Source organism: Xanthomonas sp. GPE 39, from assembly GCF_000963005.1.
In the GTDB taxonomy this organism is placed as follows: Bacteria; Pseudomonadota; Gammaproteobacteria; order Xanthomonadales; family Xanthomonadaceae; genus Xanthomonas_A.
This window is the reverse complement of the sequence record NZ_JZHZ01000007.1, coordinates 3,130,531-3,154,620: the sequence shown is the minus strand read 5'-3', so window position 1 is coordinate 3,154,620 and position 24,090 is coordinate 3,130,531. Positions and strand designations below refer to the sequence as shown.

General features: G+C 64.0%; 22 protein-coding genes and 1 riboswitch. Of the genes, 21 read left to right on the top strand and 1 reads right to left on the bottom strand.

What is annotated here, in order from left to right; all coding sequences use genetic code 11:
• The first annotated feature begins 7 nt into the window (after positions 1-7).
• Positions 8-448 (top strand): D-aminoacyl-tRNA deacylase, encoded by a 441-nt coding sequence (gene dtd / locus XALGPE39_RS13235; RefSeq protein ID WP_045728578.1) that lies wholly within the window; start codon positions 8-10, stop codon positions 446-448.
• A gap of 149 nt (positions 449-597) precedes the next feature.
• Positions 598-2,457 (top strand): RNA polymerase sigma factor RpoD, encoded by a 1,860-nt coding sequence (rpoD, locus tag XALGPE39_RS13230; RefSeq protein WP_045729215.1) that lies wholly within the window; start codon positions 598-600, stop codon positions 2,455-2,457.
• Positions 2,458-2,621: 164 nt separating this feature from the next.
• Here the strand turns inward: rpoD and ettA are convergent, their stop codons facing one another.
• Entirely contained in the window at positions 2,622-4,283 is a 1,662-nt protein-coding gene (ettA, locus tag XALGPE39_RS13225) for an energy-dependent translational throttle protein EttA (protein WP_045728577.1), read from the bottom strand.
• Positions 4,284-4,520: 237 nt separating this feature from the next.
• Between ettA and XALGPE39_RS13220 the strand changes: the two genes are divergently transcribed.
• From XALGPE39_RS13220 to XALGPE39_RS13125, 19 genes are all read left to right on the top strand, one after another.
• On the top strand, positions 4,521-4,961 hold the full coding sequence (locus XALGPE39_RS13220) for an RcnB family protein (protein ID WP_045728576.1): 441 nt from the start codon (positions 4,521-4,523) through the stop codon (positions 4,959-4,961).
• A gap of 118 nt (positions 4,962-5,079) precedes the next feature.
• Positions 5,080-6,333, top strand: coding sequence for a serine hydroxymethyltransferase (gene glyA / locus XALGPE39_RS13215; RefSeq protein WP_045728575.1), 1,254 nt, complete (start codon positions 5,080-5,082; stop codon positions 6,331-6,333).
• Positions 6,330-6,818 carry a hypothetical protein gene (locus XALGPE39_RS13210; RefSeq protein WP_045728574.1) on the top strand — a complete coding sequence of 163 codons (489 nt, stop codon included), beginning with the start codon at positions 6,330-6,332 and terminating at the stop codon, positions 6,816-6,818. Before glyA ends, XALGPE39_RS13210 begins: the two co-directional genes overlap by 4 nt.
• A 90-nt stretch (positions 6,819-6,908) precedes the next feature.
• Positions 6,909-7,439, top strand: a complete 531-nt coding sequence (nrdR, locus tag XALGPE39_RS13205; protein WP_045728573.1) for a transcriptional regulator NrdR — start codon at positions 6,909-6,911, stop codon at positions 7,437-7,439.
• Between the two features lie 5 nt (positions 7,440-7,444).
• Positions 7,445-7,921, top strand: coding sequence for a GNAT family N-acetyltransferase (locus XALGPE39_RS13200; RefSeq protein WP_045728572.1), 477 nt, complete (start codon positions 7,445-7,447; stop codon positions 7,919-7,921).
• A complete protein-coding gene (gene ribD / locus XALGPE39_RS13195; RefSeq protein ID WP_045728571.1) occupies positions 7,918-9,027 on the top strand; it encodes a bifunctional diaminohydroxyphosphoribosylaminopyrimidine deaminase/5-amino-6-(5-phosphoribosylamino)uracil reductase RibD in 1,110 nt (369 codons plus the stop codon). The genes XALGPE39_RS13200 and ribD overlap by 4 nt, the downstream gene beginning before the upstream one ends.
• Before the next feature lie 114 nt (positions 9,028-9,141).
• Positions 9,142-9,301: riboswitch (FMN riboswitch) on the top strand.
• Positions 9,302-9,378: 77 nt separating this feature from the next.
• A complete protein-coding gene (locus XALGPE39_RS13185; RefSeq protein ID WP_045728569.1) occupies positions 9,379-9,978 on the top strand; it encodes a riboflavin synthase in 600 nt (199 codons plus the stop codon).
• Positions 9,979-10,075: 97 nt separating this feature from the next.
• The gene (ribB, locus tag XALGPE39_RS13180) at positions 10,076-11,209 is read left to right on the top strand and encodes a 3,4-dihydroxy-2-butanone-4-phosphate synthase (RefSeq protein ID WP_045729214.1); all 1,134 of its coding nucleotides are present in this window, start codon (positions 10,076-10,078) and stop codon (positions 11,207-11,209) included.
• Between the two features lie 102 nt (positions 11,210-11,311).
• On the top strand, positions 11,312-11,779 hold the full coding sequence (ribH, locus tag XALGPE39_RS13175) for a 6,7-dimethyl-8-ribityllumazine synthase (protein WP_045728568.1): 468 nt from the start codon (positions 11,312-11,314) through the stop codon (positions 11,777-11,779).
• A complete protein-coding gene (nusB, locus tag XALGPE39_RS13170; protein ID WP_045728567.1) occupies positions 11,776-12,243 on the top strand; it encodes a transcription antitermination factor NusB in 468 nt (155 codons plus the stop codon). Before ribH ends, nusB begins: the two co-directional genes overlap by 4 nt.
• 103 nt (positions 12,244-12,346) lie before the next feature.
• The gene (thiL, locus tag XALGPE39_RS13165; RefSeq protein WP_045729213.1) at positions 12,347-13,321 is read left to right on the top strand and encodes a thiamine-phosphate kinase; all 975 of its coding nucleotides are present in this window, start codon (positions 12,347-12,349) and stop codon (positions 13,319-13,321) included.
• 80 nt (positions 13,322-13,401) lie between these two features.
• On the top strand, positions 13,402-13,869 hold the full coding sequence (locus XALGPE39_RS13160) for a hypothetical protein (protein WP_161795346.1): 468 nt from the start codon (positions 13,402-13,404) through the stop codon (positions 13,867-13,869).
• A 140-nt stretch (positions 13,870-14,009) separates the two neighbouring features.
• Positions 14,010-15,524 (top strand): outer membrane beta-barrel protein, encoded by a 1,515-nt coding sequence (locus XALGPE39_RS13155; protein WP_045729212.1) that lies wholly within the window; start codon positions 14,010-14,012, stop codon positions 15,522-15,524.
• A 399-nt stretch (positions 15,525-15,923) separates the two neighbouring features.
• A complete protein-coding gene (locus XALGPE39_RS13150) occupies positions 15,924-16,016 on the top strand; it encodes a potassium-transporting ATPase subunit F (RefSeq protein WP_012917303.1) in 93 nt (30 codons plus the stop codon).
• A gap of 16 nt (positions 16,017-16,032) precedes the next feature.
• Positions 16,033-17,769: a potassium-transporting ATPase subunit KdpA gene (kdpA, locus tag XALGPE39_RS13145; protein ID WP_045728565.1), complete on the top strand. Its 1,737-nt coding sequence runs from the start codon at positions 16,033-16,035 to the stop codon at positions 17,767-17,769.
• Between the two features lie 10 nt (positions 17,770-17,779).
• Positions 17,780-19,849 (top strand): potassium-transporting ATPase subunit KdpB, encoded by a 2,070-nt coding sequence (kdpB, locus tag XALGPE39_RS13140; RefSeq protein ID WP_045728564.1) that lies wholly within the window; start codon positions 17,780-17,782, stop codon positions 19,847-19,849.
• Positions 19,850-19,889: 40 nt separating this feature from the next.
• Complete coding sequence (gene kdpC, locus XALGPE39_RS13135) at positions 19,890-20,534, top strand: potassium-transporting ATPase subunit KdpC (protein WP_045728563.1); 645 nt, start codon at positions 19,890-19,892, stop codon at positions 20,532-20,534.
• Between the two features lie 60 nt (positions 20,535-20,594).
• Complete coding sequence (locus XALGPE39_RS13130; protein ID WP_045728562.1) at positions 20,595-23,273, top strand: sensor histidine kinase KdpD; 2,679 nt, start codon at positions 20,595-20,597, stop codon at positions 23,271-23,273.
• Positions 23,263-23,988, top strand: coding sequence for a response regulator transcription factor (locus XALGPE39_RS13125; protein ID WP_045728561.1), 726 nt, complete (start codon positions 23,263-23,265; stop codon positions 23,986-23,988). The genes XALGPE39_RS13130 and XALGPE39_RS13125 overlap by 11 nt, the downstream gene beginning before the upstream one ends.
• The last annotated feature ends 102 nt before the right edge of the window (positions 23,989-24,090 follow it).

Below are 24,090 nucleotides of genomic sequence, written 5' to 3'. Positions count from 1 at the left end.
GTTGCGCATGCTCTCCTTGATCCAACGTGTTACCCAGGCCTCGGTCAGCGTCGACGCAGAGGTGATCGGTCGGATCGGCCCCGGCCTGCTGGCGCTGGTGGCGGTGGAGCCGGGAGACCACGAGGCTACGTTCCGACGCATGGCCGAACGCCTGCTCGGCTACCGGGTATTCGCCGATACCAGCGGGCGCATGAACCGCTCGTTGCGCGAGACTGCTGGAGGCCTTTTATTGGTCAGTCAGTTCACGCTGGCGGCCGATACGGACACGGGGATGCGCCCCAGCTTCACTACCGCAGCGCCCCCTGCCGAGGCTGAACGCGGTTTCAATCGCTTGCTGGAGTTATGTCGGGCGCAGCACCCGCCAGGGGTGGAAAACGGTCGCTTTGGCGCGCATATGGTCATCAGCCTCGTCAATGACGGCCCGGTCACGTTCCTGCTGCGCGCGTAGAGCGTGTGATGTGCGTTGATTCGAAGTGAGATGCGCCAGCGCCGCTTTCCTGGTGAAGCAATTCAGGCACGTGGTCCGGCAACCGGCTGTCCGGGCTGTTATAATGCTAGGTTCACTCCTTCATCTCTATGCCGGTGGCGCGCGCACTCATGGCCAACGAACGTCCTGCCCAGCAATCCGACATCAAGCAACTGATCAGCAAGGGCCTGGAACAGGGCTATCTGACCTACGCCGAAGTCAACGACCATCTTCCCGACGATCTGGTCGATCCCGAACAGATCGAAGACATCATCGGCATGATCAACGGCATGGGCATTGATGTCCATGAAGTCGCGCCCGATGCCGAGACGCTACTGCTCAACGACGGCAACACCGGCAACCGCGAAGTCGACGATACCGCTGCCGAAGAAGCCGCCGCCGCGTTAACCGCGCTCGACACCGAGGGCGGCCGTACTACCGATCCGGTGCGCATGTACATGCGCGAGATGGGCACAGTAGAACTGTTGACCCGTGAAGGCGAAATCGCGATCGCCAAGCGCATCGAGGAGGGTCTGAGCCAGGTTCAGGCCGCGCTCGGCGCGTTCCCGTTGGCGGTGGAGACCCTGCTCGAAGATTACGAACAACACAAGGAAGGCAAGAAGCGGCTGGCTGAGATCGTGGTCGGTTTCAACGATCTGGTCGAAGAAGAGCCGGCGCCGGTGGTGGTGGCCGAGGACGATGGCGCGGCCGATGCCGATGCCGACGAGGATGAAGACGCCGATGTCGATGCCAGCGAAGAAGATGCGGGCCCGACCGGTCCGGATCCGGTCGAGGTCGCGCGGCGCATGGAAGTCTTGTCCACCGAGTACGTCAAGTTCAAAAAGGCCTATGCCAAGAACGGCGCCGAACATAAGCTGGTCGCCAAGCTGCGCAACGACATTGCCGAAGTCTTTGTCACCTTGAAGTTGCCGCTGCCGCTGACCGACGCCCTGGTGCGCAAGCTGCGCGATGCCATGGCGCAGGTCAAGGAGCACGAGCGTCGCGTGTTGCACCTGGCGACCCACGTGGCGCGCATGCCGCGCAAGGATTTCATTCGTTCCTGGGAAGGCAACCAGACCAACGTGGCCTGGGTCGATGACGCACTCAAGCGCAAGCAGAAGTGGTCTTCGGCGCTGCGCGACGTCAAGGATCAGATCATCGCCGAGCAGGAGGCCACCGTGGAGGTGGAGCAGTCCACCTACCTCAGCCTGACCGAGTTGAAGGAAATCAGCCGGGCAATGGCCTATGGCGAAGCCAAGGCGCGCAAGGCCAAGAAGGAAATGGTCGAGGCCAACTTGCGCCTGGTGATCTCCATCGCCAAGAAATACACCAACCGTGGCCTGCAGTTCCTCGACCTGATCCAGGAAGGCAACATCGGTTTGATGAAGGCGGTGGACAAGTTCGAATACCGTCGCGGCTACAAGTTCTCCACGTATGCCACTTGGTGGATCCGTCAGGCGATCACCCGCTCGATCGCCGATCAGGCGCGCACCATCCGCATCCCGGTGCATATGATCGAGACGATCAACAAGCTCAACCGCATTTCCCGGCAGATGCTCCAGCAGTATGGCCGCGAGGCCACGCCGGAGGAGCTGGCCAAGGAAATGGACATGCCCGAGGACAAGATCCGCAAGGTGATGAAAATCGCCAAGGAGCCGATCTCGATGGAGACGCCGATCGGCGACGACGAGGATTCGCATCTGGGCGACTTCATCGAGGACACCAACGTGGAGTCCCCGATCGAGAACACCACCAACATCAACCTCTCCGAGACCGTGCGCGACGTGCTGGCCGGGCTGACGCCACGCGAGGCCAAGGTGCTGCGCATGCGCTTCGGCATCGACATGAATACCGATCACACGCTCGAAGAAGTCGGTAAGCAGTTCGACGTCACCCGCGAGCGTATCCGTCAGATAGAGGCCAAGGCGCTGCGCAAGTTGCGGCACCCGAGCCGTTCGGAGCAGCTTCGCAGCTTCCTCGATATCGACTGATCGCACACGTTACGGCGTACTAAGCAAAAGCCCCGCTCAATGCGGGGCTTTTTGTTGACTCACGCCAATCGGCTCGACACGGTGTTGGTGCGCGATTGGCATGCGGACACATGCCAATCGCAACGCGCCCGCCCGGCGGCGACGCAGTCGTTTATTGGCGACTGTTACTTCAGCGCCTTAAAGCGCAGCCGCTTGGGACCGGCATCGTCGCCGAGACGGCGCTTCTTGTCTTCTTCGTATTCGCGGTAGTTGCCCTGGAAGAACTCCACGTGCGAATCGCCTTCGAAGGCGAGGATGTGCGTGGCGATGCGATCCAAGAACCAACGGTCGTGCGAAATCACGAAGGTGTTGCCCGGGAACTCCAGCAGTGCGTCTTCCAGTGCGCGCAGGGTTTCAATGTCCAGATCGTTTGAGGGTTCGTCGAGCAACAGCACGTTGCCGCCCTGCAATAAAGTCTTGGCCATGTGCAGGCGGCCGCGCTCGCCGCCGGAGAGCGAACCGACCAGTTTTTGTTGATCCTGGCCCTTGAAGTTGAAGCGTCCGATGTAGGCGCGCGACTGGATTTCCACGCCATTGATGTTGAGGATATCCAGGCCGCCGGAAATTTCCTGGAACACGTTGTGGTTGCCTTGCAGCGTGTCGCGGCTCTGGTCGACGTAGGACAGTTGCACGGTCGGGCCGACCACGATCTGTCCTGCGTCGGGTTTTTCCTGGCCGGTGATCATCTTGAACAGCGTGGATTTACCCGCGCCGTTGGGGCCGATGATGCCGACGATGGCGCCTGGCGGGATGATCATCGACAGGTTGTCGATCAGCAGGCGGTCGCCGAATTTCTTCGATACGTTCTTGAACTCCATCACCGCGTTGCCCAGGCGCTCGCCCGGTGGGATGAACAGTTCGTTGGTCTCGTTGCGCTTTTGATAATCGACCGATTGCAGTTCTTCCAGGCGGGCCAGGCGCGCCTTGCCCTTGGTGCGACCACCCTTGGCGTTCTGCCGCGACCATTCCAGTTCCTTCTGGATCGCCTTCTGCCGGGCCTTTTCCTGGTTGTCTTCCTGCTTGAGGCGCTCGTCCTTCTGCATCAGCCATTCGGTGTAGTTGCCCTTCCACGGAATGCCGCGGCCACGGTCCAGTTCCAGAATCCACTCGGCCGCGTTGTCGAGGAAGTAGCGGTCGTGGGTGACGGCCACCACGGTGCCGGCGTAGCGCGCCAGGAATTGCTCCAGCCATTCCACCGACTCGGCGTCGAGGTGGTTGGTGGGTTCGTCGAGCAGCAGCATGTCCGGTTTTTGCAGCAGCAGCCGGCACAGCGCCACGCGGCGCTTTTCGCCGCCGGAAAGATTGGCGATCTTGGCTTCCCACGGCGGCAGGCGCAGCGCGTCGGCGGCGATGTCGAGCTGATTCTCCAGCGTGTGCGCATCGCCTGCGGCCAGGATCGCCTCCAGGCGCTCCTGCTCCTTGGCCAGGGCATCGAAATCGGCGCCTTCTTCGGCATAGGCGGCGTATACGGCTTCCAGGGCGGCCTGTGCTTGCAGCACCTCGCCCACGCCTTCCTCGACCGACTCGCGCACGGTCTTGTTGGGATCCAACTCCGGCTCCTGCGCCAGGTAGCCGACCTTGGTGCCGGGTTGTGGCCGTGCCTCGCCCTCGAAATCGGTATCCACGCCGGCCATGATCTTCAGCACAGTCGATTTGCCGGCGCCGTTGAGGCCAAGCAGACCAATCTTGGCGCCGGGGAAGAACGACAACGAGATGTCTTTGATGATCTGCCGCTTCGGCGGCACGATCTTGCTGACCCGGTTCATGGTGTAGATGTATTGCGACATGGGGACTCCGTAGCGCATGCCGATGCCCGACCGGGGTGGCCGGACAGCGGCAGAAAAGGGATGGCGAACAGTATAACGGCAAGGCCGATTCGGCTGCGGCGGCGCTGTGGTTGTGGCGCTCGAATGAATGTCGGCTTAGCTCGTTCCAGCAAGATGAATACGTAATCGGTTGCAGCAGGAGGCGGTTCAGACGTGTGCGGTGTTAATGCACTCGCCACATCACGTGATGGAGTTGCCATGAACCTCAAACGCGTTGCCACCCTTGTCCTTTCCTCAGCGTTGGCGCTGGGTTGTATGGCGCCCCCGGCGTTTGCCTGGGAGACTTATGGTCCGTATCGCGATTGGGACGGTCGCGGTTGGCACGACGTCGACCGCGACTCCTATTGGCGCGAACGCGAACGTGAACATGAGCGGCACCAGGCGCGCCGCGCCTACGAGCGCGGCTACCGCGACGGCTATCGTGAGCGCCCGGACGTTGTCTACTACCGCCCCCGGCCGGCGTACTGGACGCGCGGCCAGCGCTACTACGGTCCCAACTACGTGGTCTACGACTACGACCGTTACCGGGTCAATCGTCCGCCCTATGGCTATCGCTGGGTCCGCGATGATCGTGGTGACCTGCTGTTGGTCGCGATCGCTACCGGCGTCATCGCCGACTTGGTCATCAATGGCCGTTGAGCAATCGTTCCGGGAGTGTGGCGGCGGTCGTGAAGGCCGTCGCCATCTCGGTTCGCGCTTGGGGCCGTGCGCGGCTTAAACTAGCGCTCTGCCTTTTGTCGATCCTTCCGGAGACCCGATGTTCCCGCGCGACGCCCGTATCGAAACCTACGATCCCGAACTTGCTCGGGCCATTGCCGCCGAAGCCGGCCGCCAGGAAGATCATGTTGAATTGATCGCCAGCGAAAACTACTGCAGCCCACTGGTGATGGAAGCACAGGGCAGCCAACTCACCAACAAGTACGCCGAAGGCTATCCGGGCAAGCGCTATTACGGTGGTTGCGAGTTCGTCGATGTTGCCGAGCAGTTGGCGATCGAGCGGGTCAAGCAACTGTTCGGCGCCGATTACGCCAACGTGCAGCCGCACAGCGGCTCACAGGCCAATCAGGCGGTGTTCCTGGCGTTGTTGCAGCCTGGCGATACCATCCTGGGCATGTCGCTGGCGCACGGCGGCCACCTGACCCATGGTGCCAAGGTCAACGCTTCCGGCAAGCTGTTCAACGCGGTGCAGTACGGCGTCAACGACCAGGGGCTGATCGACTATGACGAAGTCGAGCGGCTGGCCCTGGAACACAAGCCGAAGATGGTGATCGGCGGCTTCTCCGCCTACTCGCAGGCCATCGACTGGGCGCGTTTCCGCGCCATCGCCGATAAGGTCGGTGCCTATTTCCTAGTGGACATGGCGCATGTGGCCGGGTTGGTCGCCGCTGGTGTCTATCCGAACCCGCTGCCGCATGCGCATGTGGTCACTTCCACCACCCACAAGACCTTGCGCGGTCCGCGCGGCGGCATCATCGTGGCCCAGGGCGCGAGCGAGGAACTGGCCAAGAAACTGCAGTCCATCGTGTTTCCCGGCATCCAGGGTGGCCCGCTGATGCATGTGATCGCGGCCAAGGCGGTGGCGTTCAAGGAAGCGCTGGAGCCGGAGTTCAAGACCTATCAGCAACAGGTAGTGAAGAACGCCCAGGCGATGGCCAAGACGCTGATCGCGCGCGGCTACAAGATCGTCTCCGGCGGTACCGAAAACCATCTGATGCTGGTGGACATGATCGGCAGGGACGTGTCCGGCAAGGACGCGGAGGCCGCGCTGGGCAAAGCCCACATCACCGTCAACAAGAACGCGGTGCCGAACGATCCGCGCTCGCCGTTCGTGACCTCTGGCCTGCGTCTGGGGACCCCGGCGATCACCACCCGCGGTTACCTGGAGCAGGACAGCATCGACCTGGCCAACTGGATCGCCGACGTGCTCGATGCCCCGACCGACGAGACGGTACTGGCCCGCGTGCGCGAGGCAGTGACTGTGCAGTGCAGGAAATATCCGGTTTACGGATGAGCGATGCCATCGCCGATAGACGCATTTGGACATGGCGGATCTATCTTGTTCTGGCGCTCTTGTTTGGTGTGCCGCCAGCGATTGTTGGCGGCGCTATTACGCTTATAGGGGCAATTGTCACTCTGTTTGCTTTGCTGGTGAGCCCGCAGCAAGGACCAATAGAAATTTTTATTTGGTCCGTAGCCGGTCTGGTGGGTGTTGTTACCTGGTGCCGTTTGTCTTACGCCTACCTGTGGTGGGGATTGCGGCAATTGCGCCAAGTCTCCATCCGTTGGTATGTTGGGCTTTTGATCGGGATTGGTGCTGCTTTGCTAATCGTTTGGTTGCGTCTGCAAGCGGTCTTTTCGGATCAGCGACCCATCGGAGTTCATCCATTAGGGTGGGACGATCTGATAGTCATTTTGGTTGGCCCAGGGCTCATCATTCCCGCGTTGTACCTGCTTTGGCTTCGCCTGATTTCGTGCCGTAAGTTGCCGATTCAATGATTTGCATCGCCACGCGGCTGGCGTATTGCCGTGTGCGGTGGTTTTCGCGATTACACTGCCGATCGACCTCATGGAAACTACCGACGTCCTATGCACTGCCCGTTCTGCCAGCACAGCGATACCCGGGTGATCGATTCGCGCGTGTCCGAAGATGGCGCTACGATCCGTCGGCGTCGCGAATGCGAGGCGTGCGGCGAGCGTTTCAGTACGCTGGAAACGGTCGAACTCAAGTTGCCGACCGTGGTCAAGAGCGATGGTAGTCGCGAGGCGTTCGACGCGCGCAAGTTGCGCACCAGTTTCGATCGCGCGCTGCAGAAGCGGCCGGTGGGTGAGGAGCAGATCGAAGCGGCGGTGCGCGCGGTGATGCATCAGGTGCGCATGTCCGGCGAGCGTGAACTTCAGTCGATTCGGGTCGGTGAGTACGTGATGGGGGAACTGCGCAAGCTCGATCATGTCGGCTATGTACGTTTTGCTTCGGTCTATCGCAGCTTCCAGGACGTGGCCGATTTTCGCGAGGAGATCGAGAAGCTTGAGCGCGAACTGCCAGTGGGCAGCGAACAATTGCCGCTATTGGACTTCGTGCGCACTGGCAAGGCGGGCGATAAGCCCGGCAGGCGCTGAAGCGCATGCGCATCGTCTGTCTGGCCGATGCGGCCCAGCATATTCCGGCCCTGGCGCAGGAGCACGAACAGGCATTCGGTACGCTGCTGGGCGATTGTCGTCTGGCCGAAACCGAAGCCGATCTGCGCAGCCATCGCTGCGATACTCGCATCCCGACCAGTTGGATTGCCCTCGATGGTCAGGCATGGCTGGGTTCGGTCAGCCTGCTACAGAACGAGGCGTCATGTGTTCGCCCGTTTTCGCCGTGGCTGGCGAGTTTGTACGTGCGCCCTCATGCGCGTGGTAGCGGTGTCGGTGCCGCGTTGCTTGCGCATGGCGTGCAGGTGGCGGCGCGGTTGTCGGTGCAGTGGCTGTACCTGTATTGCGAACCGCCGCTGGTGGCGTTCTACCAGCGGCTGGGTTGGCAGCGCTACGCGGATCTACCATTTGGCCTGTTACAGGTTGTGGTGATGCGCATCGATACTGCTGGGTGTGCCGCATGAGCGACTTCTCCGCCGACGATCATCGCTGGATGGCGCAAGCCCTGCGCTTGGCCGAGCGTGGCGCTTACACCACGCGTCCGAACCCGATGGTCGGCTGCGTGATCGTGCGCGATGGTGAACAGGTCGGCGAGGGCTTCCATCAGCGCGCCGGTGGTCCACACGCGGAGGTGTTCGCGTTGCGTGAGGCCGGCGCGTGTGCCCGTGGCGCCACCGCTTACGTCACCCTGGAGCCGTGCGCGCACTACGGCCGCACTCCGCCATGCGCGCTGGCCTTGATCGAAGCCGGCGTGGCGCGGGTAGTGGCGGCGATGGCCGATCCGTTCCCGCAGGTCAATGGCGGCGGTTTCGCGTTATTGCGTCAGGCGGGGATTGCGGTGCAATCGGGCTTGATGGAGCAGCAGGCGCGCGCGCTCAATCGCGGTTTTCTGTCGCGGGTGGAGCGCGGGCGGCCATGGCTGCGGGTCAAGTTGGGGGCCAGCCTGGACGGGCGCACCGCGCTGGCCAGTGGCCAATCCAAGTGGATCACCGGGGCCGCAGCGCGGCAGGACGTGCAGCACTGGCGCGCCCGTGCCGGGGCGATTCTCAGCGGTGCAGGTACCGTATTAGCCGATGACCCTGCGTTGACTGTACGCCTGGACGAGGCGGTCGAGGTGCTGCCGCCGTTGCGCGTGGTCCTTGATGCGCAGTTACGCAGCTTGGCGCGGAGCAAGGTGCGTGACGGCGCCGCACCGACGCTCTACCTGCACGCGCCCGCGTCAGTACCGCCGACACTGCCCAATGCCGAGTTCGCCGCTGTCGCGCTGCACGAGGGACGTCTGGATCTGGACGCGGTGCTGCGCCTGCTGGCCGCACGCGGGATCAACGAGGTCCAGGTCGAAGCCGGTGCGACGCTGGGCGGCGCGTTGCTGCGCGCCGGCCTGGTCGATGAGGTACTGGTGTATCTGGCGCCGGTGCTGCTCGGTGACGCCGCACGCCCGTTGCTGGCCGGGCTGCAGATCGACACCCTGGCGCAGCGTCGTTCATTGCAATGGCTGGACGTGCGTCAGCTTGGCGAGGACCTGCGTCTGCTGTTGCGTCCGGTTGCTGTAGACGCTACATCTGCCTAGCGGCGCAAGTGGGTGTTCTCGCTCAGAAGGTTGCCGCGACGATCACGACGCTGCGTCCCATCGTTGCCGTAGCGTCGCCTGTTAGAATGCGTCGGCCGGTTCGCCGGCGACCACAAACGTCTTCAGGGCGGGGTGCGATTCCCCACCGGCGGTAGGTGCGTTCGCGCACGAGCCCGCGAGCGCTTCCCAGGGCCGCCTGCGCGGCGATGGCAAGGTCAGCAGATCCGGTGCGATGCCGGAGCCGACGGTATAGTCCGGATGAAAGAAGACGGCTGACGCGCAGCTTCGCGGCTGTGCGTGCGCCTGTTTGCCTTGTGGCGTTTTTCGCTCACTGTATTGCGAGAAACGGATATGTTCACTGGAATCATCGAAGGCGTCGGTCATCTTGCCGCGCGTGCGCCACAGGGCGGCGATGTTCGCTTCACCTTCGCGACCGGCAGCCTGCCGTTCGCCGATGTGCAACGCGGCGAGAGCATCGCGGTCAACGGCGTGTGCCTGACGGTGATCGCCTTCGATGCTGGTTCGTTCCAGGCCGACGCTTCCACCGAAACTCTGGCCCTGACCACGCTCGGCACGCTGGCCGAAGGTGCGGCGCTGAATCTGGAACGGGCGATGCGCCCCACCGACCGTCTCGGTGGGCATCTGGTCAGCGGTCATGTCGATGGTCTTGGTCGGGTGTTGGCGATTCACGCCGATGCGCGCGCGCAGCGCTGGCGTTTTGCCGCGCCGTCGGCGCTGCTGCGCTATATCGCCAAGAAGGGCTCGATTTGTGTGGACGGAGTCAGCCTTACCGTCAATGCGGTCGATGCCGATGGCTTCGAGGTTGCACTGATCCCGCACACCGTGACGCACACCGCGTTCGCGCAGACCACGCTGGGCATGCCGGTGAACCTGGAGATCGACTTGGTCGCGCGTTACGTCGAACGTCTGCTGCAGGGCCGCCAGGACTGATCCCGGCCATTGCGGTTTTTTCGCCGTAGTGCGTCGATGCCTGCGGTGCCCACCGTCTTACGCGAGTCGCCGCATGTCCCCTTCCACTCTCCCGAGTCTGAACTTCGCCTCTGTCCCCGAGCTGCTGGAAGAACTGCGCTCCGGCCGCATGGTGGTGATCGTCGACGACGAGGACCGCGAAAACGAGGGCGACCTCATCATGGCCGCCGAGCTGGTCAAGCCCTCGGACATCAACTTCATGGTCACCCACGCGCGTGGCCTGGTGTGCCTATCGCTCACCCGCGAGCGCTGTACGCAGCTCGGCTTGGCGCCGATGGTCCAGCACAACACCGCGCAGTTCCATACCAATTTCACTGTCAGCATCGAGGCCGCCGAAGGGGTGACCACCGGCATTTCCGCTTACGACCGCGCACATACCGTGCGCACTGCGGTCAAGCCCGATGCCAAGCCGCACGACCTGAGCCAGCCGGGTCACATCTTCCCGTTGATCGCCCACCCTGGCGGTGTGCTGACCCGTGCCGGCCACACCGAGGCCGCCAGCGATCTACCGATGCTGGCTGGGCTGGAACCGGCCGGCGTGCTGGTGGAAGTGCTCAACCCCGATGGCAGCATGGCGCGGCGTCCGCAACTGGAGGCGTTCGCACACACGCACGGGCTGAAAATGGGCTCCATCGCCGATCTCATCGCCTACCGTCTGGCCACCGAACACACCGTCGAGCGTATCGACGAGCGTCCCATCGCCACCGAGTTCGGCGATTTCACCCTGGTGACCTACCGTGATCGCATCGCCCACGATCTGCACTTCGCCCTGGTGCGCGGTCCGTTGGACGCAGACACGCCCACCCTGGTGCGGGTACAGGTGGAGAACCCGCTGGCCGATCTATTGCACTGGCGTCGCGAGGATTTCGGCGTGGCCGCCAGTGACGCGCTCCGTGCCATCGCCACTGCCGAGCGCGGGGTGATGGTGGTGCTATCGGCGCCGCGCGACAGTCAGGCGTTGCTGGCGCGGCTGCGTGCGCAACCGGAGGCCAGTCATGGCAAGGATGTGGGCCAATGGCGCCGCAATGGCGCCGGTAGTCAGATTTTGGCCGACTTGGGCCTGGGCAAGCTGCGCGTGCTCGGCACGCCGCGCCGGCAGATCGGCCTGGCCGGCTTCGGCCTGGAGGTGGTGGAGCATGTGGAGGTCGAGCCGGGCTTGGGAACTCGCGGTCCGGATTCAGGAAACGGGTGATACCCGCATCGGCATGGCGGATCGGTGCGCCGTGCGTTCGCCGGTCCCGAGTCCTGGCTGCCCGCCTGCTAAACTTTCCCGCCCTCTGAACCCGACACCGCCATGACCCACTACGAAGGCGATCTTCGCGCTCCCGCATCGGCCCGTTTCGCGATTGTTGCCAGCCGCTGGAACGCCCGCATCACCGACGTGTTGGTCGCTGGCGCGCGCGCGAGTCTGGCCGGCAATGGCATCGCCGAGGATGCGGTGGACGTGATTCGCGTGCCCGGCGCATGGGAGCTGCCGCTAGCCGCCGCGCATCTGGCGGCCGCCGGTCACCACGCGGCAATCATTGCGCTGGGCTGCGTGATTCGTGGCGACACCCGTCACTACGAACACGTCGCCGACGGTTGCGCGCAGGGCCTGCTGCGGGTGTCGCTGGATTTCCGCATCCCGGTGCTCAATGGCGTGCTGGCCGTGGAGCGCGTCGAAGACGCCGAAGCACGCGCCGGTGGCAGTCACGGCAACAAGGGCGAGGAAGCGGCGCTGGGTGCGCTGGAAATGGTCAATTTGCTGGAGCAACTGCCGTGAGCAAGTTCGCTGGGCACAGGCCTCCCCGCCGCGACGGTGTCGATCCGGTGCTGCGTTCGCGCGCACGGCGACGCGCGCTGCAGGCGATCTACGCCTGGCAGATTTCCGGCGGCAATGCGCAGCATGTGATCGCCCAGTTCGCCCACGAACAGGCACATGAGGTTGCCGACCTGGTGTATTTCGAGAATCTGGTCGAGGGCGTGCTCAAGCATCGCGCCGAACTGGACACGGCGCTGGTCGGCTACCTGGATCGCACCGTGGAGGAGGTGGATGCGATCGAGCGGGCGGTGCTGCGTCTGGCCGCCTACGAATTGCTGTATCGGATGGACGTGCCGTATCGCGTGGTCATCAACGAAGCGATCGAGACCGCCAAGCGGTTCGGTTCCGAACATGGCCACACCTACGTCAACGGCGTGTTGGACCGTGCCGCGCTGGAATGGCGCGCGGTCGAATCGGGCGGTTGAGCATGAGCGCCGGGACCCGGCAGCGCGGGCCTGGGATCGGCCAGCACGTTCAGTGTGGCAACCGCGAGTTGCTGGCGCGCCGCGCGATGCGTGATCCATGGCGATGGCCGAGTTCGATTTGATCGAGCGGCTGCGCGCGCGCAGTGGTACGCGCGCGGACGTAGCCTTGGGCATTGGTGACGATGCCGCGCTGCTGTGCGTGCCGGCGGACGAACGATTGGCTGTCACCACCGACACGTTGAACGTCGGCGTGCATTTTCCCGCCGAGACTGCGCCGACGGACCTGGGTTGGAAAACGCTGGCGGTGAACCTCTCCGACCTCGCCGCGATGGGCGCACAGCCGCGCTGGTGCACGTTGTCGTTGTCGTTGCCGCAGGCCGATCCGGCCTGGGTGGACGGCTTCGCCGATGGGTTCTTCGCGCTGGCCGCGCTGCATGACATCGTGCTGGTGGGAGGCGACACCACGCGCGGGCCGCTGGCATTGTCAGTCACCGCGCTCGGCAGTGTGCCAGCGACGCAGGCATTGCGTCGCGATGCCGCGCAGCCGGGTGACGACGTCTGGGTCACCGGACAGCCAGGAGAAGCCGCTGCTGCGTTGGCGCTGTGGCAGGCCGGGCGGTTGGATGTAGCGCAGCCTGCCACCGATCCGGTCCACGAACACCTGCGTCAACGTTTGCTGCGGCCCACGCCACGCGTGCAGGCCGGACACTGCCTGCGCGGTCTGGCGCGGGCCTGCGTGGACATCTCCGATGGTCTGCTGGCCGATCTGCAACATCTGTGCATGCGCAGCGGTGTCGCGGCCGAGCTCTCCCTGGCGGCGCTGCCGGTCGTCGCCGCTCCTGCGCAGGCGAGTGCAGCGCAGGTACATGCCTGGCAACTGGGTGGTGGCGACGACTACGAGCTGTGTTTCACGGCTCATCCAGCGCAGCGCGCAGCGATTATCCAGGCGCTACAGAACTGTGCAGTGGCGGCGACGCCGATTGGGCGCATCGTGGCCGGCAGCGGCATCGTCGTGCGCGATGCGGACGGTCGGCCCTGGGCGCCGCCGCGAAACGGCTACGTGCATTTCGCCGCATAGCGTGTCCTGTGGCCCCGATGGGCGGGGTGTGCCGAGCAGAATATTGGCCGACGTCAACGATGCTGGGTTGCAGCGGTTCCATGGCAAGCAACGTGGCGACCTTGGCGATCCAGTGCGATGTGCGGGTGAGTGATCCGTTGCAGCGTCTGGCTGCGCCGCTCACGACCGCCATTGGCTTGGCCGAGCGCATCGACATCGCGGTTCGGCGCGGCCCGGTGCGCGAACGAGTAAATGGAATTTATGAAAAATTTACTCAAATCGGTTTGCGTTTTGCAACGAAGATATTCGGCGATTTCTATACTTTCCGGGCTGCTGCAGGAGGCGTGGAATCGATGGCTGGATGCGTGCGCTTGGCGCTGACGGTGATGTGGCTGTGGATCCAGCGCAGCGCACCGCGCGCGGGTGCCACGCCGAATCCGGTACATCCGCCGCAACGGTTCGGTGTGCGGCTGGTTGCGATGGTGGCCGCCGTTGCAACCGAGTCGATGCACCGATGCCATGGGTTGCTGTCCACTTGCGGTGTCATTTCCCTGTTGCGGTCAGGTTAAGCGCCGCGCGCCGGTTCGGCGTGCGCGTCTGACGGCTGCGCAGGATCGCGCGATGACGATGGCATGTCGTTGTGGCGCGCTATTCCCGTTTGTTCCACCTATCAACCAAAGAGGACGGCTCGTTGCGAGCCGATGTTGCGATGTCCATGAAGATGCATCCCTTATTCGTATCCCTGGCCCTGCTCTGCGCCGGCAAGGCGGTTGCGGCTGACGTCACCGCTCCCTTGTCGGTGGTCATGCCAACGATGCTGCAGGAAAGCGCCGTTGCGGCGCAGCCGGTGAGTACAGACTGCTCCAACGGTTTCTTCTCGCGCTTTGTGGCCGCGTATCGCGAAGATGCCCAGCCTGCAGATCCGAATGCGCCGGCTCCGGCGCGGCGCGGCATGGAGTCGCCATTCTCTTCTCCCCCATTCCCGTCGGCGGAATGGCAGCTTGGCGGAGTGGACTATCCGGTCGGCGCGCCCAACGAGAATGCGCAGTATCCGCTGGAAAAGGCGCTGGCGTGTACGCATGTCGGACACTGGATGCAGGATCATCGGATCGAGCTGTACGGCTGGATCAATCCTTCGCTCAACGCCAGTACATCCAGGTTCTCGAACTATCCGTTGTCCTACGACGCGCGGCCCAATCGTGGTGAGTTCAATCAGTTCTTGCTGCGGTTGCAGCGCCTGCCGGACACGGTGCAGACCGATCACCTCGACTGGGGCTTCCACTTGGACGATCTGTTCGGCTACGACTATCACTTCACCACGATGAAGGGCGTGACCAGCGATCAGCTCCTGAATCATCCGCGGCCCAAGAGCGCGTTGAACGGCAAGACCTACGGCAACGACCCGATGATCGCCTATGTCGATCTGTACGTGCCTTGGGTTGCGCAAGGCATGGTGGTTCTGCTCGGTCGGTATCTGTCGTTGCCGGACATCGAGGCGCAGTTCTCGCCCAACAATTACCTGTTGACCCACTCCCTGTTGTACACGGTCGATGCGTATACCGATATGGGTCTGCTTACCACCACCAAGCTCAACGATCAGTGGACTTTGCAGTTGGGCGTGCATGGTGGCGATGACACCGCGCTGTGGGATTCCAACAGCCGCTTGAGTGCGCAGGTCTGCGTACGCTGGGTGTCCAAGAGCAACAACGACATGTTGTATCCGTGCGTGGAGTCGTACAACAACGCCTCGCAGACCTACAACAACCTGCAGGAATTCGTGTTGACCTGGGGCCACCGTTTCTCGCCGCGTGTGCATACGCTCACCGAGGCGTACCACATCTATGTGCGTAATCAGGCGCTGACCACCGATCCGTGGCAGTCGCAGGCGCCAACCGGCAGGCCCGGTTATCCCTTGGGCCAAGCGCCGAATTTCCCGCTGGGACGCAATTCGGCGGACGCCATCGTCAACTACTTCAACATTCAGTTGGATGCGAAGAACATGATGTCCATTCGTAACGAATTCTTCCACGACCATGTTGGGCAGCGCACCGGCTTTGCCACGCGTTATTCGGAGCATACGATTGGCCTGACGCACTGGGTGTCGCAGGATCTGGAGATTCGCCCCGAGCTGCGCTACGAGAGGGCTTACGATTTTCCGGCTTACGATGGCGGACACAAGAGCCATCAGACCACCGCGCTGCTCGACGCGATCCTGCATTTCTAAGCGGGCTGCGACGACTGCGCCGGGGGAAGCGTCGTCGTCGCGAGTAGCGGCATCGCAGCGCCGTTGAAAGACCGTCGTGCGGCCAATGCCGCGCGACGGTGCGGCCTCGTATGGGGTGTATGGGTGGCTTGGGGCACAGTGGCCTCCCGGCGCGCGATGCACGTATGCACGGGCCGGCTTTACGCAGAATTTATGTCGCCTGCGTGGGTTTGCCACGGAGAGTTTATGGCGCTGGCGTCGATAATATCGACCTGGGCCTAGAGGTCCGTCCGACGTCTTTGCTTATGTTTTCTGCATGTTCTTTCAGTCTCCACCCGGCGCGTTCGTTGCCCGGTGGTTTTGCTTGCGATTCGCGGCCTGCCTTGTATGCGGGCTGCGTGTCTGTACGGAGTTGACACCATGAGCGGTTGGCTTGCATTTGTTTGCGGCGTGGCGGTGATCGTCACTGCTGGCTACCTGTTGTACGTGATCCTGCGTCCCGAAGATTTCTGAGCCGAGTGCCAAGTTCATGATCGATACCTTATTTGTCTATGCGCTCGCTGTGCTGCTGGGATGGCCCTTGGGTCTGTACCTGGCCAAGGTGATGCGCGGCGCGCCGATGCGCGGCGATGCGCTGTTCGGCTGGATCGAACGCCCGCTGTATCGCCTGCTGGGCACCGATCCGGCGCGTGGCATGCACTGGCGCGGCTATACGGCTGCGTTTCTGCTCAGCAATCTGGTGCTGGGCGTGCTGGTGTTTGCGCTGTTCGTCACCCAGGCCTGGCTGCCGTTCAATCCCGACGCAGTGCCGAACATGCGCTGGGACGTGGCCCTGCATACCATGGTCTCGTTCCTGACCAATACCGACCAGCAGCATTACTCCGGACAGGCGCAGTTGTCGTATCTGTCGCAGGCGGTGGGCGTGGTCGGCCTGCAGTTCATTACCCCGATGATGGGCTTGGCGCTGGTTGCGGCGACGCTACGTGGGCTGTTCGGTGGGCGCGGGCATGCGGCTGCGGCGAATGTAAGTGCGAGCGCGTCCTCGACCGCCGAACCGCCGCACGCTGAGGCGGATATCGGCAATTATTGGGCGGACGTGATTCGTCCGACACTGCGTTTCCTGTTGCCGCTGTGTCTGCTGTGGACGCTGTTGCTGACCCAGCAGGGCGTGCCCTCTACGTTGGCTGCCGGTCCCGCTGCCACGCCGATTGATGCGAGCGCCGGATTGCAGACGCAAAAGATTCCACTCGGGCCGGTTGCGGCGATGGTGGCGATCAAGCAGCTCGGCACCAATGGTGGTGGCTGGTATGGTCCCAACAGCGCGATGGCGCTGGAAAATCCCACCCCGTTCTCCAACCTGCTGGAAGCGTTGGCGATCGTGCTGATTCCAGTGGCGGTGGCGTTCATGGTCGGCCCGTTCACCGGGCGGCGTAAGTTCACGGCATTGGTGTTCGGCAGCATGCTGGTGATGTCGCTGCTGTCCACGGGCGCTTCCATGTGGGCCGAAGGCCACTCGGCCAGCACCGCCAGCGCGGCGTTGATGGAGGGCAAGGAAGTGCGCTTCGGCGTGGATGCGTCTGCGGCGTGGTCGTCGCTGACCACGCAGACATCCAATGGCTCGGTCAACGCGATGCACGATTCGCTGGCACCGCTGACCGGCGGCGTGGCGATGATCAACATGCTGATCAACGGCATCTGGGGCGGCATCGGCTGTGGTTTGCAGCAGTTCCTGGTCTATCTGTTGCTGAGCGTGTTCCTGGCCGGGCTGATGACTGGACGTACACCGGAGTTGTTCGGGCGCAAGATCGAGGCTGCCGAGGTCCGTTTGCTGGCGCTCTTGATCCTGCTGCAGCCGCTGGTGTTGCTCGGCTTCACCGCTCTGACCCTGGTCATGCCGGCGGCGACCATCGCCAATTCCAATCCTAGCTTCCACGGCATCAGTCAGGTTTTCTACGAGTACACCTCGGCGTTCGCCAATAACGGTTCGGGCTTTGAAGGGCTGGGCGATGGCATTCCGTGGTGGAACCTGACCTGCACTATCGTGCTGCTTCTGGGCCGCTATCCTGCCTTGATCGTGCCATTGATCGTGGCCGCGCAGATGGCGCGTAAGCGCGCGGCGCCAGAAACCGGCGGCAGTCTGCATGTGGAAACACCGACTTTCGCGCTGACCTTGATCGCGGTCATCGCGGTCCTGACTGTTCTGCAATTTACGCCTGCCCTGGTGTTGGGACCGATCGCCGATCACCTGACCCTGGCCGCGCACTGAGACGACGACGATGAGCACCTCACAGGTTTCTTCTTCCGTGGCGACTTCCTCCACGCGTAGCTCCGGTCTGTTCGACGCCGCCGCGCTGCGTGCGGCGCTGCGCGACAGCGTGTTGAAATTGTCGCCGCGCCATCTACTCGGCAGCCCGGTGATGGCGGTGGTCTTCGCCGGCACGTTGTTGTCGGCATTGATCACGCTGGCTGGGCAGGGGCCGGCTGGTTTCGGTTGGGCGGTGACGGCGATTCTGTTGATCACCGTGTTGTTCGGCAACTTCGCCGAAGCGGTCGCCGAGGCGCGCGGTCGCGGCCAAGCCGCCTCGCTGCGGCGCGCGCGCAAAGACCTGGTGGCGCGCCGCGTCGCCAGTGCGCGGCTGGACGGCGAAGTCAGCATTCCTGCCGCCGAGTTGCGCCCGGGTGATTTGGTGGTGGTGTCCGCCGGCGAGTTGATTCCCGCCGATGGCGAGATCGTGCACGGCCTGGCAACGATCAACGAAGCTGCGGTCACTGGCGAGTCGGCCCCCGTATTGCGCGAAGCTGGCACGGATCGTTCGGGCGTCATCGGCGGCACCAAGGTGCTGTCCGACGAGATCGTGGTGAAGGTCACTGCCGAGCCTGGGCATAGCTTTCTGGATCGCATGATCGCGCTGGTGGAAGGCGCCAATCGGCAGAAGACGCCGAATGAAATCGCCCTGACCATGCTGCTGGCGGCGATGACCCTGACCTTCCTGATCGTGGTGGCGACACTGCCGGCGATTGCCGCCTTCGTCGGTGTGCGGGTCGATCCGCTGCTGCTGATCGCGCTGCTGGTGTGCTTGATTCCCACGACCATCGGCGGGCTGTTGCCGGCGATTGGTATCGCCGGTATGAACCGCGCGCTGTCGGCCAATGTGCTGGCCAAATCGGGCAAGGCGGTGGAAGTGGCTGGCGACGTGGATGTGCTGCTGTTGGACAAGACCGGCACCATCACCCACGGCGATCGTCAGGCCACCGTGTTCCATGTCCTCAGCGGGGTCGACATGGCGCAGTTGCGCGAAGCGGCGATGCTGTCCTCGCTGGCCGACCCGACCCCGGAAGGCAAGTCGATCGTGCGTCTGGCGCGTGAGCAAGGTCTGCCGCCAGCCGATCCGCAGGATGCCAATTTCGTTGCCTTCACCGCGCAGACGCGCATGTCCGGGGTGGATCTGCCGGCGCAGGGCGAGCACGCGCCGCGCTCGATCCGCAAGGGCGCCGCCGATGCGCTGATCCGCCACGTCACCGCGCTCGGTGGGCAAGTGCCGGCGGAGTTGAAGAGCCGTGTCGAGCAGGTCGCACGCAGCGGTGCCACGCCGCTGGTGGTGGCCGAGGGCCGGCATGTACTCGGCGTGGTCGAGCTGTCGGACGTGGTCAAGCACGGTGTGCGGGAGAAATTCGCACGGCTGCGCGCGATGGGCATCAAGACCGTGATGATCACCGGCGACAACCCGCTCACCGCTGCGGCGATTGCCGCCGAGGCCGGCGTGGACGACTACATCGCCGAAGCCACGCCCGAAGACAAACTGGCGCGCATCCGTCAGGAACAGGCCGGTGGGCGGTTGGTGGCGATGGTCGGCGACGGCACCAACGATGCGCCGGCGCTGGCTCAGGCCGATGTCGGCCTGGCGATGAACTCGGGCACGCAGGCCGCCAAGGAAGCCGGCAACATGGTCGATCTGGATTCGGATCCGGCCAAACTGTTGGCGGTGGTGGAAGTGGGTAAGCAGCAATTGATTACCCGCGGCGCGCTGACCACGTTCTCGTTGGCCAACGATGTGTCCAAATATTTCGCGATCCTGCCGGCGTTGTTCGCCGCCTCGATCCCGCAGATGGCGGCGCTGAACGTGATGCGTCTGTCCAGCCCGGCGCATGCGGTGTTGGCCGCGTTGATCTTCAACGCGCTGGTGATTCCCGCGTTGATCCCGCTGGCGCTGCGCGGCGTGCGCTTCACGCCGTCCTCGGCGACTTCGCTGCTGCGCCGGAACATGCTGATCTACGGCGTTGGTGGCGTGCTGCTGCCGTTCGTCGGGATCAAGGCGATCGATCTGCTGCTGGTGGCGCTGGGCTGAGCCTGGCGCTGTTTTTCCCGACTCTTCCGGAACTGCTGCAATGAACGTTTCTTCTGCTTCTCCACGCGAACCGATGCGTCTGCGCGCGGTGTTGGTCTTGCCGTTGCTGGTGCTGGGCGCAGCGGCGTTGTACTCGCTGATCGCCACCGTGCTGGCGGGGGCGCTGTTTCCCGCGCAGGCCAATGGCAGCCTGCGCGAACGCGACGGACACGTGATCGGCTCGGTGCTGGTGGCGCAGCCTTTCGCTGCGGCTGGTTATTTTCAGCCGCGTCCCTCCGGCGCCAAGTACGATCCGATGTCTGCCGCCGGTAGCAATCAGGCGCGTAGTAATCCGGATCTGATCAAACGTCTGGACGAAACACGCCACGCGATTGCGGCGCGCGAGGGCATCGCCCCGGAGGCCGTGCCGGATGATCTGCTGACGCAGTCCGGCAGTGGCCTGGACCCGGAGATCAGCGTGGCTGCTGCGCAGGTGCAGGTGCAGCGTGTCGCTGCGGCACGCGCACTCGCGCCGCAGCGTGTTGCTGCTTTGGTTGCCGCTCATGTGCAGCCGCGTCAGTTCGGCCTGCTCGGCGAGCCACGGGTGAACGTGCTGGAGTTGAATCTGGCGCTCGATGACGCTGTTGCAATTGCGGCGGGTTCTCAGGGACACGGCGCGCAGCAAGCGCAATCACCGCCGCGATAAGGCGCCGGTAACGGTGCCGGCGCTGTTACGCTGTCGCCACGTTCGATTCCCAGACTTTTCATGTCCGACCTCCGCACCCAACAGGCCGATGCTTTGATCGGCGAACTCCAGCGCGAACGCGGTGGGCGCTTGACGGTATTCCTCGGCGCAGCGCCCGGCGTCGGCAAGACCTATGCGATGTTGTCGCGTGCCCGGCAGTTGCAACAGCAGGGGAGCGCGCTGGTGATCGGCGTGGTCGAGACCCATGGCCGCGTCGAAACCGCGGCGCTGCTGGAAGGGCTCACCGTGCAGCCGCGGCGGCGGGTGGAGTATCGCGGCCGGACCTTGGATGAGATGGATCTGGATGCGCTGTTGGCGCTGCGTCCACCGTTGGTGCTGGTCGACGAATTGGCCCATCGCAATGCGCCGGGGAGTCGCCACGAGCGCCGCTGGCAGGACGTGGAAGAACTGCTCGATGCCGGCATCGACGTTTACAGCACGGTCAACATTCAACACCTGGAAAGCCTCAACGATGTGGTCCATCGCATCACCGGCGTGCGTGTCAGCGAGACCGTGCCCGATGCGATGTTCGACCGTCTGCGCGATATCGTGCTGGTCGATCTGCCACCGCGCGAACTGATCGAGCGCTTGCAGCAAGGCAAGGTATATCTGCCCGAACAAGCGGGCCAGGCCTTGCAGGCGTTTTTCTCGCCCTCGAATCTGGCGGCGCTGCGCGAACTGGCGATGCAGACGGCAGCCGACCGCGTCGACAACGATCTGCGCGATGTGCAGGCCGCACAGGGGCGTCCCGGGGTCGCGCTGCGGCGGCGGGTGATGGTGGCGATCGATGGATGCGGTCAGTCCGATTATCTGGTGCGGGTAGCACGGCGTGTGGCCGAGCGCCGTGGCGCGCCGTGGACCGTGGTCACTGTGCAGACCCAGGCGCAGCCTGAGGAAGCCTGGCAATTGGAAATCGACCGTGCCTTCGCGTTGGCGCGTCGGCTCGGTGGCGATGCCGCGCTGTTGCGCGGCAGCAGCGTGGCCGATGCCTTGCTCGATCACGCCGCGCGCAATGGTGTGTCCAGTTTGTTGCTCGGTCGCACGCGCGAGCGACCGCTGGCGCGGATGATCAACCGGACGCTGACCCAGCAACTGCTGCAGCGCGGCGCGCACTACGAACTGGTGATCATCAGCTCGCCGGAGGCGCGTGCGCGCTCGCGGCGGCGCTGGCGCAGCCCCGGCCATTGGTTGTCGCGCGATGATCTTGCGTTCGCCACCGTGGCTTCCGCACTGGCGGTGGTGGTGGCATGGATTGCCGAGCGCTGGGTCGGTATCGATGATCTGTCGATGGTGTTCATCGTCGCGGTGGTGATGGTCGCGGCGAAGACGCGTATGGCGGCGGCGGTGCTGGCGGCACTGTTGAGTTTTTTCGGTTACAACTTTTTCTTCATCGAGCCGCGCTTCACCTTCCAAATCGGCACGCGTCAGGGCGTGGTCACGGTGTTGTTGTTCCTGGTCGCCGCGCTCGTCGCTGGACGGCTGGCCTCGCGCCTGCGCAGCCAGGTGCTGGCCTTGCGCGCGGCCAATGCGCAGACCACCGCATTGCAGCGGCTTGGCCGCGAATTGACCAGTGCCGCCGACCTCGGCCAGGTGCTGGATGCGGGACGTCGCGCGTTGGCCACCACGCTCGATGCGGAGGCCTGGGTGCGATTGCAGCCGCTGGAAGCCGCGCATGCCGGCGCCGATGACTATGCGCCGTCGATGGCGGCGGTGGATCGCAGTGCCGCCGACTGGGCGCAGCGCCACGGTCAGGCCACTGGACGCTTCACCGATACCCTGGCCGGTGCCAGTTGGTGGTTTTTGCCGGTGCGCCACGAGCGTGGCGCGATCGGTGTGGTCGGCCTGCGCTTTGCCGCCGGAGTGCACCGTCCTGGCCTGGAACAACAACGTCTGGCCGAGGCGATGGTCGAGGACATCGGCCAGGCGGCGCTGCGCACGCGCTTGGTCGCCGACTTGGAAAGCGCGCGCGTCAGCGGCGAGACCGAGCACCTGCGTTCGGCGTTGCTGTCGTCGGTGTCGCACGATCTACGCTCGCCGCTGGCCGCCATGATCGGCGCGGCCAGCAGCCTGTCCAGCTATGGTCAGGCGATGAGCGCCGAAGACCGCCGCAGCCTGCTGGACACCATCCAGATGGAAGGCGAGCGACTGGATCGCTACATCCAGAATCTGCTGGACATGACCCGGCTCGGCCACAACGGGCTGACCTTGAACCGCGACTGGATCGGCGTGGACGAACTGATCGGCTCGGCGGCGCGGCGTCTGCAGCGCTACCAGCCACAGGTGCTGTTGGACATCGTCCTGGCGGCGGACCTGCCCACGCTCTGGGTGCATCCGGCATTGGTCGAACAGGCGGTCTTCAACGTGCTGGAGAACGCGGCCAAGTTCTCGCCCCCGGAGACGGCGATCCGAGTCGCGGCGATGATGGTGGAAGGACGCTTGCGGATCGACATCGCCGACCGTGGCCCGGGCATCCCCGAGGACGAACGCGCGCGTATTTTCGATATGTTCTACAGTGTCGAACGCGGCGACCGTGGTCGCCACGGCACCGGCCTGGGGCTGACCATCTGCCAGGGCATGATCGGTGCCCACGGCGGCAGCGTCGAAGCGTTGCCCGGTCCGGATGGTCGCGGCACCACGATTCGCATTACCCTTCCATTGATCGAACCCGTTGCCCCTCCGCGCCGCCCAGATGCCGACTGAGTCCCACGCCGATCCGATTCCGCCGCCGCGTATTCTGGTGATTGACGACGAGCCGCAGATTCGTCGCTTCCTTGACATCAGCCTGCGCGCGCAGGGCTACCGCGTGCAGCAGGCGGCCACCGGTGCCGAAGGCTTGGCGCAACTGGCCGCGCATGGTGCCGAATTGGTGGTGCTGGATGTTGGCCTGCCCGATCAGGACGGACACAGCGTGCTGCGCGAACTGCGGCAATGGTCGTCGGTACCGGTGATCATGCTGACGGTGCGTGCCGGGGAGACGGAAAAAGTGCAGGCGCTGGATGCCGGTGCCAACGACTATGTGACTAAGCCGTTTGGCGTACAGGAATTGATGGCGCGCATCCGCGTGTTGTTGCGGATGCAGCCGACGGCGGGCGAGGCCGAGCCGGTGTTCGACGACGGCCATCTGCACATCCATCTGGGGCTGCGCGAGGTCCGCCTGGAGGGCGAACCGCTGCCGCTCAGCCGCAAGGAGTACGCGCTATTGGCGCTGCTGCTGCGCCACAGCGGTCGGGTGGTGACGCAGCCACAGTTATTACGCGAATTGTGGGGCCCCACGCACCAGGACGACACCCATTACCTGCGCATTCTGGTCGGCAAGTTGCGGCAGAAACTCGGCGACAGTGCGGTGGCACCACGCTACATCGCCACCGAGCCCGGCGTGGGACTGCGTTTCATCGGGATGTCGTGCAGCGCATAGCGTTGCCTTTGCCCGGATACATCCGCAGCAGCGTTTTAGAGTGGCCGACAACACAACTGCGTCGCCGCCACACGGGTGCTGCCAGTGTTTGGAATTCGCACT